At 69.5% G+C, this 14,430-nt stretch carries 11 protein-coding genes; 2 read left to right on the forward strand and 9 right to left on the reverse strand.

Features of this window, described 5'->3' with window-relative positions; genetic code table 11:
- The first annotated feature begins 382 nt into the window (after positions 1-382).
- Positions 383-1,234 carry a DUF5655 domain-containing protein gene (locus tag AB0L33_RS28810; RefSeq protein ID WP_365686091.1) on the forward strand — a complete coding sequence of 284 codons (852 nt, stop codon included), beginning with the start codon at positions 383-385 and terminating at the stop codon, positions 1,232-1,234.
- 169 nt (positions 1,235-1,403) lie between these two features.
- On the opposite strand, the gene AB0L33_RS28815 is transcribed toward AB0L33_RS28810, so the two are convergent.
- From AB0L33_RS28815 to AB0L33_RS28850, 8 genes are all read right to left on the reverse strand, one after another.
- Complete coding sequence (locus tag AB0L33_RS28815; RefSeq protein WP_365686093.1) at positions 1,404-2,459, reverse strand: hypothetical protein; 1,056 nt, start codon at positions 2,457-2,459, stop codon at positions 1,404-1,406.
- A 275-nt stretch (positions 2,460-2,734) separates the two neighbouring features.
- A complete protein-coding gene (locus AB0L33_RS28820) occupies positions 2,735-3,250 on the reverse strand; it encodes an NUDIX domain-containing protein (protein WP_365686094.1) in 516 nt (171 codons plus the stop codon).
- Positions 3,247-4,092, reverse strand: a complete 846-nt coding sequence (locus AB0L33_RS28825; protein ID WP_365686095.1) for a sugar phosphate nucleotidyltransferase — start codon at positions 4,090-4,092, stop codon at positions 3,247-3,249. Before AB0L33_RS28825 ends, AB0L33_RS28820 begins: the two co-directional genes overlap by 4 nt.
- 190 nt (positions 4,093-4,282) lie before the next feature.
- Positions 4,283-6,412 (reverse strand): hypothetical protein, encoded by a 2,130-nt coding sequence (locus AB0L33_RS28830; RefSeq protein ID WP_365686097.1) that lies wholly within the window; start codon positions 6,410-6,412, stop codon positions 4,283-4,285.
- Complete coding sequence (locus AB0L33_RS28835; RefSeq protein ID WP_365686099.1) at positions 6,409-8,007, reverse strand: hypothetical protein; 1,599 nt, start codon at positions 8,005-8,007, stop codon at positions 6,409-6,411. The genes AB0L33_RS28830 and AB0L33_RS28835 overlap by 4 nt, the downstream gene beginning before the upstream one ends.
- Complete coding sequence (locus AB0L33_RS28840; protein WP_365686101.1) at positions 8,004-9,053, reverse strand: Ldh family oxidoreductase; 1,050 nt, start codon at positions 9,051-9,053, stop codon at positions 8,004-8,006. The genes AB0L33_RS28835 and AB0L33_RS28840 overlap by 4 nt, the downstream gene beginning before the upstream one ends.
- Positions 9,044-10,609 (reverse strand): glycoside hydrolase family 3 N-terminal domain-containing protein, encoded by a 1,566-nt coding sequence (locus AB0L33_RS28845; RefSeq protein ID WP_365686102.1) that lies wholly within the window; start codon positions 10,607-10,609, stop codon positions 9,044-9,046. The genes AB0L33_RS28840 and AB0L33_RS28845 overlap by 10 nt, the downstream gene beginning before the upstream one ends.
- Before the next feature lie 41 nt (positions 10,610-10,650).
- The gene (locus AB0L33_RS28850; protein ID WP_365686104.1) at positions 10,651-11,220 is read right to left on the reverse strand and encodes a hypothetical protein; all 570 of its coding nucleotides are present in this window, start codon (positions 11,218-11,220) and stop codon (positions 10,651-10,653) included.
- Positions 11,221-11,696: 476 nt separating this feature from the next.
- On the opposite strand from AB0L33_RS28850, the gene AB0L33_RS28855 reads away from it, so the two are divergent.
- On the forward strand, positions 11,697-13,019 hold the full coding sequence (locus tag AB0L33_RS28855; protein WP_365686106.1) for a helix-turn-helix transcriptional regulator: 1,323 nt from the start codon (positions 11,697-11,699) through the stop codon (positions 13,017-13,019).
- On the opposite strand, the gene AB0L33_RS28860 is transcribed toward AB0L33_RS28855, so the two are convergent.
- Positions 13,016-14,380, reverse strand: coding sequence for a DUF317 domain-containing protein (locus AB0L33_RS28860; RefSeq protein ID WP_365686108.1), 1,365 nt, complete (start codon positions 14,378-14,380; stop codon positions 13,016-13,018). The two genes, AB0L33_RS28855 and AB0L33_RS28860, sit on opposite strands and share 4 nt — an antisense overlap.
- Between the last annotated feature and the right edge of the window lie 50 nt (positions 14,381-14,430).

The raw sequence follows: 14,430 nt of genomic DNA on the forward strand, positions 1-14,430 counted from the left end.
TCGCCGCCAGAACGGCCTCGATCCCCTCCGGTCTCCCCATACCAGACCAACGAGCCCCACAGCCGGAAGCCACGACTTGTTTCCCGGCAAGCCCTTAGAAGGCACCTGCTCTATCCACTGAGCTACGGGGGCTGACCTGCGAAAACGCAGTCTTCCGGGCGCTCGTCCCACGATCCTGTGGGACGTATGTGGGATCTGGCGACCCCTGGGAACCGTGAGACGTGGCTGCCTCTCGGTGACCCGGGCGTAGCTTCTCACATCATCTTCACACCCTCGAAGTCCATCGGGGAAACAATCTGGCATCGGCTCGACGTTATGGATCTCCTGGTTGAGGGGGAGGTCGGGCCTGAAGCTGTTCCGTACGGACACGACAAATAGCGGCATGACCGAGGTCATGCCGCGTCTTGCTGAGATCGAGGCCGATGTGCAGGGTCTCGTCGAGGCGCACATGGAGACATTGCTGGGAGTGCGCTTCCTGGCGCGCGAGTACAGCACCGGACCGCTGCACGGGGGCCGGATCGACTCGCTCGGGCTGGACGAGAACGGCTCGCCGGTCATCGTGGAGTACAAGCGAGGCGTCGACGCCGGCGTAATCCATCAAGGATTGTTCTACCTGGCGTGGCTGATGGACCACCGGGCGGACTTCGAGCACCTGGTCCGCGACCGGTACGGAGTGACGGCCGCGTCCCAGGTCCTGTGGAGCGACCCGCGCCTCATCTGTATCGCCGGTGATTTCACGCGCTACGACGTGCACGCCGTGCGTGAGCACCGGCGGTCGATCGACCTGGTCCGCTATCGGCTCTTTGGCAGCGACATGCTCGGGCTTGAGGCTGTGGCTTCGGTGAGCGGCGGCGTGCGCGTTGCCCGGCGGGCTCGCCGGCGGGCGGTCGCTCAGGCAGCGGCCGACGACCAGGGGGCGTCGATGGTGGAGCTGGCGGGTGCGGTGGACGAGGCGCTGCTCGGGCTCGGGGACAGTGTGAAGTGTGTCGAGCGCAAGACGTACCGGGCGTACCAGCGGCTGCGGAACTTTGCTTGCATGTGCCCGCCGCAGCGCAGCAAGGTGCTCGTCTATTTGAAGGTCGATCCGAAGGAAGTCGACCTGGTTCCGGGCTTCACCCGGGACGTATCCGGGCTCGGTCACCACGGGACGGGCGATCTGGAGGTGCAGCTGCGTACCCCACGGGACGTGGAGCGGGCACAGGAGCTGTTTCGGGCGAGCTACGCAGCAGCGTGATCGCCTGCGGGCTTCTCGGTCATGCCGCTTCGTGTGCTGTTCTGTGCTGGTGGGACGAAGCCTTTCGACGTGCGGGTGGGGCGTGGCGGTGGACTATCTATCATGCGTGGGATCGCCGGTTTGGCTGACCGGCGATCCCACGCTATGTTGCGCGGCCGGCTTCCGGCCGCTACCGACTCGAATTAGGCTGCCTCACCCGCTGTGGGGTCCCAGGCCCGCACAGCCCAGCGAGGACGCTGGGGGACAATTCACTCGTGAATCCCTCCTGGGGCATGCGCTGAAGAATGGATTGCCATAGATTCGGTGCGAGGCGGGAGGGAGGCCCTTCTACGGTGGCTCGGACTTCCAGCACGGCTGTCTTGCTGGCGTCTCCGAGGGTGAACTGCTGATCGCCGCCGTAGTTCTCGTCGGTGTCGCCGCGAAATCGCTTCAGGGAGAGTGGCAGGCCGCACACGCGGTCAATCAAGGCCGCGATGACGTTATGCGGTCCTGGCCCCTGCTGGCGTGCGTGCGTAGAGCGCAGGACCAGCCTCTCTACGTCAAATGCGGCGCCTCGATACCCGTCAACTAGGAAGGTGTTGGAGACAGTGTGCAGGAGAGCAGTGCGACGGAGCAGGCCGCTGCCCAGCCAGGCGCCTTGTCGCTTCACCTGGACGTAACGGTCGCTGCCGTCTTCCCATTGAGCATGATGCTCCCGTTCCGCCACGGTCCAAGACCTGCGCGAGGAACGCCAGCACAGGTGCATGCTATCTGGGTCGATCCATTTGGTGAGCATGCTTGTCTCGGCGCTGCGCCAGAGTCTGGCTGGTAGCCCCATCAGTCGCAATCGAGCTGGCTCTCCCAGTACCTGAAGTTCGATCGCTGTCCGGTCGCGCCGGGTGATGCGCAGGCCGGGCACGCCATGGATCTCGTTGTCCGAGCCGTACGACGGGAGAAGATTGAAGAGGATCTCGGCTGCTCGTTCTTCGCTCTCCACTGCGAGGCCGATGCTATAGGGCTCGGGGTGGACCGACTTGATACCCAATGGGAAACGCGTGTATACATTCCGGAACTCTAGGAGGGCAAGCAATACCTGCGCTTCCAGGTTGCGTTGCGCAGGCGAGGCTGCCTCTGGAATCACTGACTCGCCGCGCTTGAGTGCATCAACTGCCCGGCGGGCCTGCTGTGCGCTTTCGCCCGTGTAGCGGCGTCGGAGCGAGTACAGGCCGTGAGGATGTGCGCTCATGGTTCTCCAACACGTCTCGGCCCAGGACGTACGAAGTGAGATCCGGTGAGGTGCACGGTAGTTCAGTGGATGACCGGTTCACCCGAGCGTGGAGGGCCGAATCGTCTCCGGGGAGCGGCGGTCAGACCGCAGTCGCATCCTAGGGCACGGGGTGGTGTTCGCTGCAGAAGGCGGGTGCGCTTCACTCATTTGGCGGTGGGGCAAGTGCGGGGGAAGTTGCGCGAATCGTTCGGCTCAGTCGGTTGTTCTCCGTCCTGCGGATGCCACCCGCTTGGTCAGCGCCAGGTGTACGTCTGGTCGGTGATCGGGGGAAGCAGTACGTCGCTGGGCGGGCCGGCGGGTGCGGTCAGCTCACTGAGCGCAGTGCCGATGGCGGGGTAGAGGTGGTGGCGCGCGGCCTGTGCGAGGGGGACCCAGACCACGCTGGTGACGTCTTCGGCGTCTTGCTCGGTTGTGGGGAGGGCGGCCCGGACGTGGCGGGGGAGGGTCAGAAGATGGATGAGGTGGAGCCGGCGGAACGTGCCGGTTCTGCCGGGGCGTGTCGTGATCTGGTCCTGCGCCCAGCGCAAGCGGGGGCGGTCGGGGAGGGCGGTGACATCGAGATCGAGCTCTTCCTTGAGTTCGCGGGCGAGCGCGACAGGTACTTCTTCGTCCGGGTGGAGGAGTCCGCCCGGCAGTGAGTACTGGTCTCCATCGGGGCGGGCCCGGCGGATCAGGCAGATCTCGTTGCTTTCGATGATGGCGGCGCACGTGCGGATCGCCACGGCCGGAACGGCGCCCGTCGTGGTCATGAGTCCGTCCGTGACTGGAGGGCGACGGCGTTGTTGGCGGCCAGCCAGCCCGATGGGTTGCCGCAGTCAAAGTACTGGCCGGTCACGGGGTGGATGAGCACGTTGTGGTCGCGGGCGAAGGCGGTGATGGCGTCGGTGGCCTGGTACTCGCCGTTCGCGGCCGGGGTGAGCTTCTCGAAGTAGGCGGTGGCCTCGGCGGGAAGCAGGGTGCGGCTGATGTTGATGTAGGCCGTCGGCGCGCCGTAGGCGGTGGGCTTTTCCAGCAGGTCGTCCATTACCTGCCGGCCGTCCTTCGTGTTTCGGGGTTTCAGGATTCCGTACCGGTGGGCGTCGCTGCCGGGGACGGTGGCGGCGGCGACGGCACCCGCGGTGCCGGCGGCGTCGCGGGCGGCGGCGAGGTCGGCGAGGTCGGATCCGCCGTCGGTCCGCAGGAGCAGGTCGTCGCCGGCGATGAGGAAGAAGTCCTGGTCGCCGATGAAGTCGGCGGCCAGGATGGCGGGCAGGGCCGTTCCGTACCGGTCGCCATCGCGGGGCTGTTCGATGAAGTGGAAGTCCGCCTGGTCGTGGAGGTGTGCGATCGGTTCGTACTTCTTCTGCCAGCCGCGGGCGGCGAAGTAGTCCCGCATGCCGTGGTCTTCGGTGAAGTAGTGGCGGACCTGCCGTCCGCCCTCGCCCTGCGAGGTGACGATCGCGATCTCGCGGACGCCCGCTGCCAGGCAGTCGGCGACCGCATAGGCGAGGACGGGTTGGTCGAGTACCGGCAGCATGCACTTGTTGACCGATTTGGCGATGGGGAAGAAGCGGGTTCCCATGCCGGCTACGGCGATGACGGCGCGACTCACGCGGACCCTTCGGGTGGGTGCGGGCTCTGCCTGTGGTCCTCCGGCAGGGCCCGGCGGGGCGGGATAGGCGCGACAGTCTACGCATACCGTGCGCGGATTCTGTGGACCCGCAGCCCACGGCGGTGACACTCAACCAGCCTAGCCGCCATCGCAGTTGAGCGAGGCGGCTGGGCGGGGTGCGTTCTCTGGATCAGGCGGCGGGGGGTGTGATCGAAACAGGGAGTGGCTTGGGGGCCGCGGCGGCGCTCAGCGAGCCGGCCTCGCGGATCCGGTCCCAGATCGGGGTGGCCCGGTTGCTGGGGTCGAGGCCGTGGCGTATGGCCTGCTGGTGGACTGCGGCGAGCATGGTGTCGTAGTCGCGGGGCGTGCCGACCTGGCCGTCCACGTAGCGGTGCAGGGCGGCGATGCCGACCTCGGTGATGTGGTTGCCGGTGTGCTGGAGGGCGCCGAGCAGGTCGGTGTCGAAGGACAGCCGGTGATCGGTGACCTGGGGCAGAGCGGCGGCGAGTGCGGTGCGGGTGAATGCCTTGAACCCGGCCTGGGGGTCGGTGACCTTCAGATTGAGGAGTTCGTTGGCCGCCTGGGTGTAGAGCAGGGTGGCGGGCGTGGGGCCGGCAGGCGGGTAGTAGCCGTGCGCGTCGGGCCTGCGGCGCGACCCGATGACTGCCCCGGCACGGGCGTGGGTGAGCGCTTCGAGGTGCAGGCCGAGTTGGTCGAGGGGGTAGGTGAGGTCGAGGTCGGTGTAGGCGAGGGTGTTGTGGCCGGCGGCATGCAGCTGGTTGAGGCCCCACAGCACCGCTCCGCCCTTGCTGCTGCTCTCTTCCGCTCGGTGCGCGATGGTGATGCTGATCCGGGGGTGGGAGCCGGTCAGGTCCTGGGCGGCCTGTGCGGAAGCGCCGTCGGGGGCCTCGTCGATGAGCAGCAGGTGCGCGCGGGCGTCGGGGCGGGCTTCGAGGAGCCAGGCGAGCTGTGCGGTCTTTGCGGCCAGGGCGTCGAGTCCGTCGGGGTTGTCGGGTGAGGCGGGCGCGAGCCGTCCGGCTTCGGAGCACATGGGGATGACGATGCCGGCATCGGGTGTCTGGGCGAGGGCGAGGAGCGCGGCTTTCGAGCGGGCTGCCTTGAGCGCGGCGATCAGGCCGTGGATGTGCAGGGCTCCGGGGATCTTGTCCCGGCTGTTCTTGGCGTGGGCTCGGACGAAGGTGATGAGCAGGGCGTCGTCGAAGTGCGGCAGCGGGCTGTGACCGAGGTGGCCGGTGAGGTGGTCCGCGATGGTGTGCAGCAGGGCGCGTCCTGCCGGGTCGGAGGCCCAGCACCGCTCGGGGGCGGGAGCGGGACCTTCGGCGTAGTGGGTGCGGACGTGCTCGGCGAGAAGGTCGTACCCGGCAATCAGTGCCCGTTGGCTGGGGTCCCAGGTGGAGCCGTCTGCGGTGGTGGCGGCCTTCTGCCAGGCCGGGGACCAGACCTTGGGGTGCCGACTCGCGGCGCGAGCGGCGGCTCGAAGCTGCTGCCAGCGGGCCTGGACGGCGGGCCAGGGGCAGTCGGGCACCACGTCGGCGGCGAGCGCGTCCGGGGCAAGGAGGGCTGTGGCCAGGGCGCGTCCGGCGTTCTGCGGGGTGTCGGCGGCCTCGGCGAGCGCGTCGAACCAGAGGGTGGCGGCCAGGGTGAGGCCGCCGGTGTGCTGGGCGAGAGCGGCGATCGTTTCCTCGCGGCGGGCGGTGAGTTCGGCGCCGATCCGGTTGCGCCGTGTGCGTTCTCTCGCGCGGGCGGCGGCCTGGTCGAGGTCACTCTCCGGGATCTGTGCCGCGCTGCGCGCCTGGATGAGGGCGCCCAGGGCCGCGTCGGCGGGTCCGGTCAGGACGGGGGCGGCGAGCAGGGGCGCGAGGAGGTCGTTCAGCGCCTGGGGGTTCACGGTGGCAGCCGCCTCGGCGAAGCGGGGGCTGGCCAGGAACGGGTGGTCGATCGTTTCGGGGCGGTGGGCGAGCTGGGCCATCGTGCGGGCGAAGGTGTGGCACCCAGCGGCCGGGTCGGGGAAGAGCAGGTTCTTGAGCCGGGTCGTGGCCGGCTTGGACTCGGGGCGGTGGGCGACCAGCAGGGCGAGTGCCGCGGGGGTCAGGTCGGACCGGGCTTCCAGGGCGGCGGTGATCTGGTCGGCCACCTCGGGTGCGCGCACGTGGAGAAGGGAGCGGATGGTGGCCGGGTCGGGTAATGCCTGGTGGGCCAGCCTGACGGCGAGTTCGGCGTCAGCACGGTACGTACGGGCGGTGAGTAGCGGGGACTGGGCCAGCGGCAGGTAGGTGCGCGGTGCGGGGAGGGTGGTCATGCGGAGATCCTTCCGGCGACGAGGTCGGCGGCCTGGCGGGCCGTGTGGACGGGGTGGAGGAGGCTCTGGCGCAGGAACGTGCGCTCGAACGGGCTGAGGTCGGCGTGGACGACGACGGTGGAGGGGGTGATGTCGACCGGCGTTCCTTCCCGGTCGATGCGGGCCAGGAGCTGGCGGACGGTCTCCTCGTCAGGGGCCTGGCTGGCCGCGCACACGTCGTGCTGGGCGGTGGGGCAGCGCAGGCGGCAGTTGGTCTGGGGCAGGTCGTAATGGCCGTTGTAGTCGGGGATGTGGCTACCGCGCTCGACCGACCGCCCGCAGGAGGAGCGCTTGAGGACGGCCGGTCGTTCGTTGGCGGGGACATCGGCGTACACCTCGTCGAACGCGGTCATGATGCGTTTCTCGGTGGCGCCGGTCAGTAACTTCTTTCCCGGGGTGAACGACCCGCTGGGCAGCGGCAGACCGTAGGACATGAAGGAGTGGACGTGGTCGTCACCGAACTTGAGACCCCCGAGGACTATCGTGCGGGCACCCGCCTCTTTGAAGGTTTCCCAGACGTGGCGCAGGTGGGCGTCGGTGGTGTTGATGCCCTCGGCGATCGGCCGGTAGTAGGCGAGAGTGTTGATCCGGTCCGACGCCAGGATGCGGCGCAGGAAGTCCAGACGCCGTTTGCGGTTGGGCGGTTCGATCGCCTCGGGCATCGCGGCATAGCAGACGTTGACGTCGAGGTCGACGTTGACGAGGGACTCCAGGCATGCGATCTGCTCGTCGGACAGCGTGTACTTGGTGATGCAGGAGACGCGGTTGGTCAGTCCCAGGCGGTCCAGGAGCTGCAGGGCGGCCCACGTTCTGGGCCACAGCTTGGGCAGGAACGCCTCGCTGGTGGACATGTGCAGACCGATCGGGGTGACGTGCGGGGTGAACCAGGGGTGGGCGAGCAACCGCTCGACAGCCTGGTCCGCGGTCAGGAACCCGGTGGGTTCCCACGACCCGAGGTAGCCATCGACGGTGTCGCCCTCGCGCCGGTAGCAATAGGCGCACATCAGCGGGCAGCCGATCCCGAAGTCGACCGAGACCCCGCCCTTCATCTGCGACACCATGTAACTGGTGTTCAACCCGTCGGGGCCGGCCATCGCCTGGGTGGCGGCGATCTCCTGGGCGGTGGCGACCGGCTTGAAGCCGTCGGGCAGCGTGGTCTTCAGCGCGAGCGGCGCGTCGGGGGTGCCGACGATGCCGGGGTAGGCGAAGGTGCAGCGGAGCACGAAGTGCAGCACGTCGGCCTGGTCCGGACGGAGTCGGTGGCGGGCCGCAAGCGGGCGCACGGTCCGGGAGGGCAGTTCCTGCAACGGGATGCGTCGGCCGGTCACTTCGTGGAGCAGCCGCTGGTCGACGACGTCGGCCAGGGCGAGTTCCAGCACCCCGTCGCACAGGCGGCGAGCGGTGGTGACCACCGGGTACGGGTCCGTAAGGTCCAGGGCACTCTGCAGAACCTGGGCGGCGTCCGCGCGCAGTCCCCGGTCGTGAAGGACTCGGGGGCCGGCGGCGAGGAGCCGGGCCATGGCCGCGGTGGTGGGCGGTGTGGCGTGCGTGGTCACAGCAGTACCTCCGTGGAGTTGTCGGTGCGGTCGTTGTGGCGGGTGGTCCAGGCGGGCGGCGGGGGCACGTGCGGGTCGCCGGCGGCGATCAGCGCGGCCAGATCCGGTTCGGCCAGGCGGATGCCCCGGGTGGCGGCGTGGTCGTGATGGGCCCAGGCACGTTGGCCGGGCAGCCGGGCGCCGTGCTCACCGAGGGCACGGGCGACTTCGGCGACGGCAGCGGTGAGCTGACCACCGGTTCCGAGACGGGCAGGTGCGATGGCCAGACACAGCAGACCCCGGCCTTCGTCCCCGCAGGGCAGTGCGGGGCTTCCGGTCAGCGCGCCGACCAGCAGCTCCAGCACGATGACCAGCGCCTGGGCCCGTTCGCCGGACGGCAGCAGAACGGCGGCCCGGGCCGGGTCGCGGGTCGGCTGCCCACCTTGGTCGAGCGCGCAGCCTTCGGGCAGCTGACGGCCGGTGCGGGCATGCTCGTGCAGGCGGCCCCAGGACATGGACCCGGCCGCCATATCCAGCAGCACCGGCCGCTGCGGATCGGGACCAGGAACGGCCACAGCCAGCGCCGAGTTGCCCAGCAGCCCTGTCCCCGGCCCGCCCAGGACGGCCACGCTGGGCCCGGACGTCTGGGCGGCCAGCACCCCGACCAGCCCCCGCCGGCCCAACTGCGCGGCTCCCACACCGAGCGCCCCGGCATGGCCGGCGTTGCGCACGAGGACGAGCGCGACGCCCTGGCGGCGCGCCCCGGTGGCCGCGAACGAGACCGCGTGCTTTATGGCCAGCGCACCCGGTGCCCGGTCCGCGTCCAGGACCAGGCAGCCGGCCCCCGCCGGTCGGCGCGTCATCTTCGGCCGGGCTGTCAGATGGCCGGAGCGCAGCTTGGCCACATACCCGGGAGCGAGCCTGCTGCCGTGACCGACAACACCCCGGAGGTCGGCCTCAACCTGCGCGCCGGCCACTGTTCGCGCTCCGCGCCTGGTCATTCCCGCCGCCAAGTACAGGCGGATCAGGTAGTCGGTGAGTTCTTCGGGGCGCACAGCTATCGCCATGTCGCACCTCCTACGGGAACATCGGCAGGGCCGGGAGCCCTGCCGCCCAGCAGGAGGTCCGCCACCGATTCGGCGCTGGAGCGGTGCGGGCTGAACGCCGCTACCAGGACATCGGCAGGCGAGCCGACCAAGTCGTCCGGATCACCGAGAGCGACCTGGACGACCACACGCCCGGCACCGACCCACCGGGCTGTCTCGGCTGCTGCACCGCTGCCCGTGTCGTACCCGTAGACCACGACCGTGCCGGTTCCCGGCGGCACGGCAGAACCCGGGCTGAGAGACGTTACGGGCCGGTGCTGGGTGAGGGAGTCGGGCAGGTGATCCGGGGCCCGGCGGGCACTGTCGGCACGGCGCTCCCCGGTGTCCGGTACGCGTATCGCAAGCACCGGTTTGGTGGAGGGGAGCGGGAGGGCATGGCGACCGCGCACCACGGCCACCGACCGGCCCGCGATGCGCCGGGCCGCGTGCCCGGCCGCCGCGTTCGCCCCCTCCCACGACGGAAGGACGGCGTCGGCTCCAAGACCGTAGGCGTGGTGCAGCGCCCGCACCCGGGCCGCGGCCTCTTCGATCCGGTCCTGACTCACCCGGTGCTCACGCACCGCCTCCCACAGAGCCTGGGTGACGAGCGCGCGACGCCGCACGTCGGCCGCTCGTTGGGCGAAGTCCTGGTGGCCGCGGGAGATCTCGCTGTCCAGCATCACGAGGTCCACGCCGGCGGCAACGGCTGCCACCGCCGCTTCGCTGAGTCCGCCGAACGGCTGGTGCACCGCGGGGAGCGAGAGGTTCTCGCTGACGATCACGCCGGTGAAGCCGAGCTCGTCCCGCAGCAGTCCAAGGACGCGTGGCGAGGCGAGCGCGGGCCGGTCGTCAAGGGCCCGCACGGTGTGGCTGCCGGCCATCACGCTCGCCACCCCGGCCTCCACCGCAGCCCGGAAAGGCAGCAGCGCTCCGTGGGGGAGCCGTTCGGTGACGGGGGCGCCGTGGTGGGGGTCCACCGCGATTCCGCCCAGTCCCGGAAAGTGCTTGGCCGTCGCCGCGACTTTGCCGCCCTGCAGGCCCCGGACGTAGGCCGCCGCCATGGCGGCCACGGCTTCCGGGTCCGAGCCGAAGGATCGCGTTCCGACCGCGGGCACGGACGGCCACGTCGCAAGATCGCACACCGGCGCCAGATTCCAGGTCAGTCCCGCAGCCCGCAGCTGGCCCGCGATTACCGACCCGGCCAGCTCGGCGTCCTCCGGGCTCCGGCCCGCACCGAGAGCGAGGTTGGCGGGAAGCTGGGCCACCTGCGGCCAGTCGAGTGCGTTGAGCCGGCCCCCCTCCTGGTTCACGCTCACCAACAACGGATACGGACAGGACTGTTGCGCTGTGCGCAGAGCTTGGCGGAGCGCGTCCGGGCTGGTGATCGTGTCCTTGCCGATCCGCCCGGACGTCGCACCGGCCACGCGCTCCAGCCGGACCTCGGTGACGTCGGGGGCCAGAGGGTACCGGCCGGGACGGACGATCAGATCGATGCACGCCTTCAGGTCCGGTGATACTCGGGTGGTGTATCCGGGCATGGCGGTCCTCCTCGCTCACGCGCTCGTTTGCCGGATGGGACTCAGGACGCCGGCGTCGCAGGCCCGACGAGTTCGAAGCCGTCGCCGCTGGGCCGTTGCGTCTCCTCCGACAGCAGTCCCGCAACCGAGAGGACCTGCCGGGCCATCTCCTGGGGGGAGTACTGCTCCGTGTCGAAGACCAGCACCGTGCGGTGCCGGCGGCCGAGGTGGTGCAGAAGCGCCGAGTTGAAACGGCCCGCGAAGCCTTCCTCGACGCTGTTGCGGTCACCGACGTCCACGCGCTGACGCCGCCGCATCCGGGCGCGCCGCGCCTCGGGGGATGCGTGTACGTATACGGCGACGTCGAAGGCGGCGAAATAGCGCGCGGCCCACAGCGCCAGGGCGGCCGACAGGAAGGGGCCGCCGGCCAGTCCGACGGCCATGGTGCGATCCACGTAGCCTTCCTGGACCAGGACGGCGTCGCCGCACCGCGGCGGGTCGACGCGGACCAGCAGGGCGTCCAGGGCGAACCCCCCGACGAGATAGGCGGTGGTGATACCGCTCGACTCGTACTGGTGGGCCAGCGGCAGCCGCTTCAAAAGCCTCTCCAGCGGGTGGTGCTCGGCGAGCATCCCTCGGTGGCGTACAGCTGCCGTCCCTTGCGCGGCGCACATGGCAAGCAGAGCGTCGACCAGAGTCGTCTTACCCGACAGGTCCAGTCCGTCGATCAGGATGCGCGGCCGGCCAGACGACCGGCCGGCTCCACCCACGAGCCGGGGGACAGACCGGTTGCGTCGAGCGGTGTCCCCCGGCGGGGGAGCGGAGGGTCTGGGCATGGGCGTCCCTTCACGATCTCGCGCTCCGGCATGAGAGCGCAGGGGGAGATGCGTCCGGATCGAGCCGTCACCCGGGAGCGCGCGAGCCACCGGCCGATGGCCGGGGCTGTCGTTTCCTGGAGGACTTCTTCCGGCTTCGAGCGGAACCTGCTCGATCCGCGTCGAGTACAGCCCAACCGCCGTCAACGCAAAAGAAGTTGCCTGTAGATGCGGGGTAGATTCGCCGTCGCTGACGGTAGAGTCGCTGTCACGGTCGATGATGGAATCGAGGCGTGGACAACCCGATCCGGCACCCGCTTGCCTACGCCAGGAAAGTCAACGATCTGTCCCAGAACGAGCTGGCCCATCTCCTGGACCGGGCCGCCCGGAAGCGCGGGCTGCGCTCTGGTGCCGACAAGACGACCATCAGCCGGTATGAGCGTTGGCTTCAGCGGCCGAACCGCGAGACCCAGCTCCTCATGGCCGATGCCGAAGTGTTCGACGTGCCCGTGGCCGACGTGGACCGGTACGGCTGGCCGGACTGGTTACCCGGCTCGGAGATCCCTCTGCCGCTGGGGTCGGGATACGCCGTTCAAGTCCTTCGCGACGCACAGAAAGCCGCCATGGATCGCCGCACCTTCATGACCTACAGCGCAGCCGCTCTGGCCGGCCTCGGGGCCCAATGGGTCTCGATCGACCCGGACCACCTGGCCTCCGCACTCAGCGGAAGAACGACGGCCGATCACGAACTCATCGACTGGCTGGAGGACAGCAGCCGGAAACTGACCGGCCTCCCCACCGAACAGCGACAGCACACCATCAAGATGATGGACGCCCACCTGGAAACCGTTACCGACCTGATCGAAGGCGGACGCCACACCGGGACGGCTACGACACGGCTGCACAGCCTTGCCGCGTCCCTGTCCACCACATGCGGCTGGTACCGGTTCGACCAAGGGAGGCACTACGCGGCGGGAAAGCTGTGGACGGCCGCCTTGCACTCCTCCCACGCCGCAGGCGACCGCGACTTCGGAGCCGGCGTCCTATCCGATTTCGCCTACCAGTCCAACTGGCTCGGACAACCGAACGTCTCCGTGGACCAGCTCGGACACGCGATCACCGGCACGAAACACCCGACCGCCCGGTCGCTGCTGTTCCTCCGCCGGGCCAGGGCCTACGCCGCGCTCGGGGAACGCTCCCTCTGCTACCGCGATCTCTCCGCAGCCGAAACAGCCCTGTCGGCGCAGCCCGTCGATGTCGCACCGAACTGGTGCTCATGGATGAGCGCCGCCGACCTCGCGGTCGACTCCGGTCAATGCCTGCTCGACCTCGGCCAGCTCGACGACGCCTCGGCGAAGATGCGCGAGGGCCTCAGCCTGCTGCCCAAAGCCCGGGACAAAACACGCGGCATCTTCCTGACGTACCAGGCCAGAGGGCTCTTGCAGTCCCGCCACGTCGAGCACGCCCTCGCCGTCACGCAAGAAGCCCTCGAACTGGCGCACCGCATCGGCGCCGAACGCTGCGTGGCACAGGTTCGCGAACTCGCGCCGGCCTTCAAGCCCTACCGGAAGGTCACGGGGGTCGATGACTTCATCGAAAGGCTCCGCGCAGCCTAACGGGAAGGGCCCGGCGGCGCCTTGATCGCGGTCGGAGCTGCCGGAAGAGTGACACTGGGCTGAGTCCGGTTCGCCGCACGCATAGTTGTGGGAACGTCGATCTCGCGTTCGGCTTCCGGGGCGAGGCATTCGACGAGTTCCGTAAGTACCTGTGCGGGGGTGTATGCCGAGGCGTGTACGACCCAGGTGGCGTGCTGGGGGTTGGGCCCGGCCCAGATGAGCCAGGTGGGGTTGAGGTAGGGGTTCTGGGCGGCGAAGGTGTCGAGCTGTACGCCGCCGTGGGGGCTGGCCCAGCGGATGCAGCGACCGTCGATGGTGTTCTCCCATCCGGCCTGCGTGAGGGGCTCGACGGCCTGAGCGACGGTCTTCGCTGTGATGGGGCTGCCGAGCGCGAGGTTGTGGTCGCCGCTGGAGAGGCTGTCCAGGAGCGTTCGGACCACTGGCTCGGGTGTGGTGTCGGGGAAGGCAAGGTGCCACATGCGGTCGGAGACAGGTGACTCGTACCCGGCGACGGTCCACGAGTGCTCGCCGGGCAGCGGCTCGTGGACGCGCTCGATGCGCAAGGTCTGGGACTCGTGGACCGCGTAGGTGCTTTCGTCGCGTGGCCGCCACTTGTGCCAGGTGTCGTGCGCATCGAGGAAGTCGTCGAGCAGAGCGTCGTGGTTGCCGGGATCGGCCGCGTAGACGGGGACGGCCTCCGGCTCCGGGAGAGGCGGCGTCGTCTTGTCCGGTTCGGGGAGCGCCAGGTTGCTGCGGGCCTGTGCCGCCTCCCGTTCGATGTACGTCAGGGGTGCCGGGCCGGGGTGCATCCGGTGGGCGTGGGTCTCTTCGAAGGCGCGCATGGCCTGGGCCGGGGAGGCGAAGTGCGCGGTCACCCTGCGGAGGTGGTTCTCGCCCCGGAGATGGACGGATCTGCGTTTGCGGGTTGTGCGGTAGGTGCCGACCGCGGCCATGTCGTGGCCGTCGTGGGCGTGGGCGTGGATGACGAGTTCCCCGTGAAGGATGTCGTCGTGGATCTTCTGCGCTCGGTCGGAGCGCGCGCGAATCTCGCCGGAGGTGAGGCCGCGATCCAGGTGGTGGGCCCATGTCCTCTCCTGGTCCATGGCTGCGCTGAGCCGTGGGGTGATCTCAACGGTGATGCCTTCGGCGGTCAGTCGCTTGGCGGCCTGCTTGGCCCAGTAGGGCTCCTCGTGGTCGATGCGGGCCAGGACAAGGAGGGTGTCGGTGATGGCGGTCCAGCCGGCGGCCTGCAGCGCCGCGCGGGCGATATGGGCCTGTGAGCCGTTCAGCTCGGCGGTGACGGCGAGGCGGTGCGTGGGGTGGGTGGCGAGGATGACGAAGGCGTCGATGGAGTCAGGCACGGTGGGGCGGCTTCTCTTCTCCCGGTGACCCGACCTGCATGGTCGGTGGT

It is taken from the genome of Streptomyces sp. NPDC052299 (assembly GCF_040679335.1).
Classification (GTDB): Bacteria; Actinomycetota; Actinomycetes; order Streptomycetales; family Streptomycetaceae; genus Streptomyces.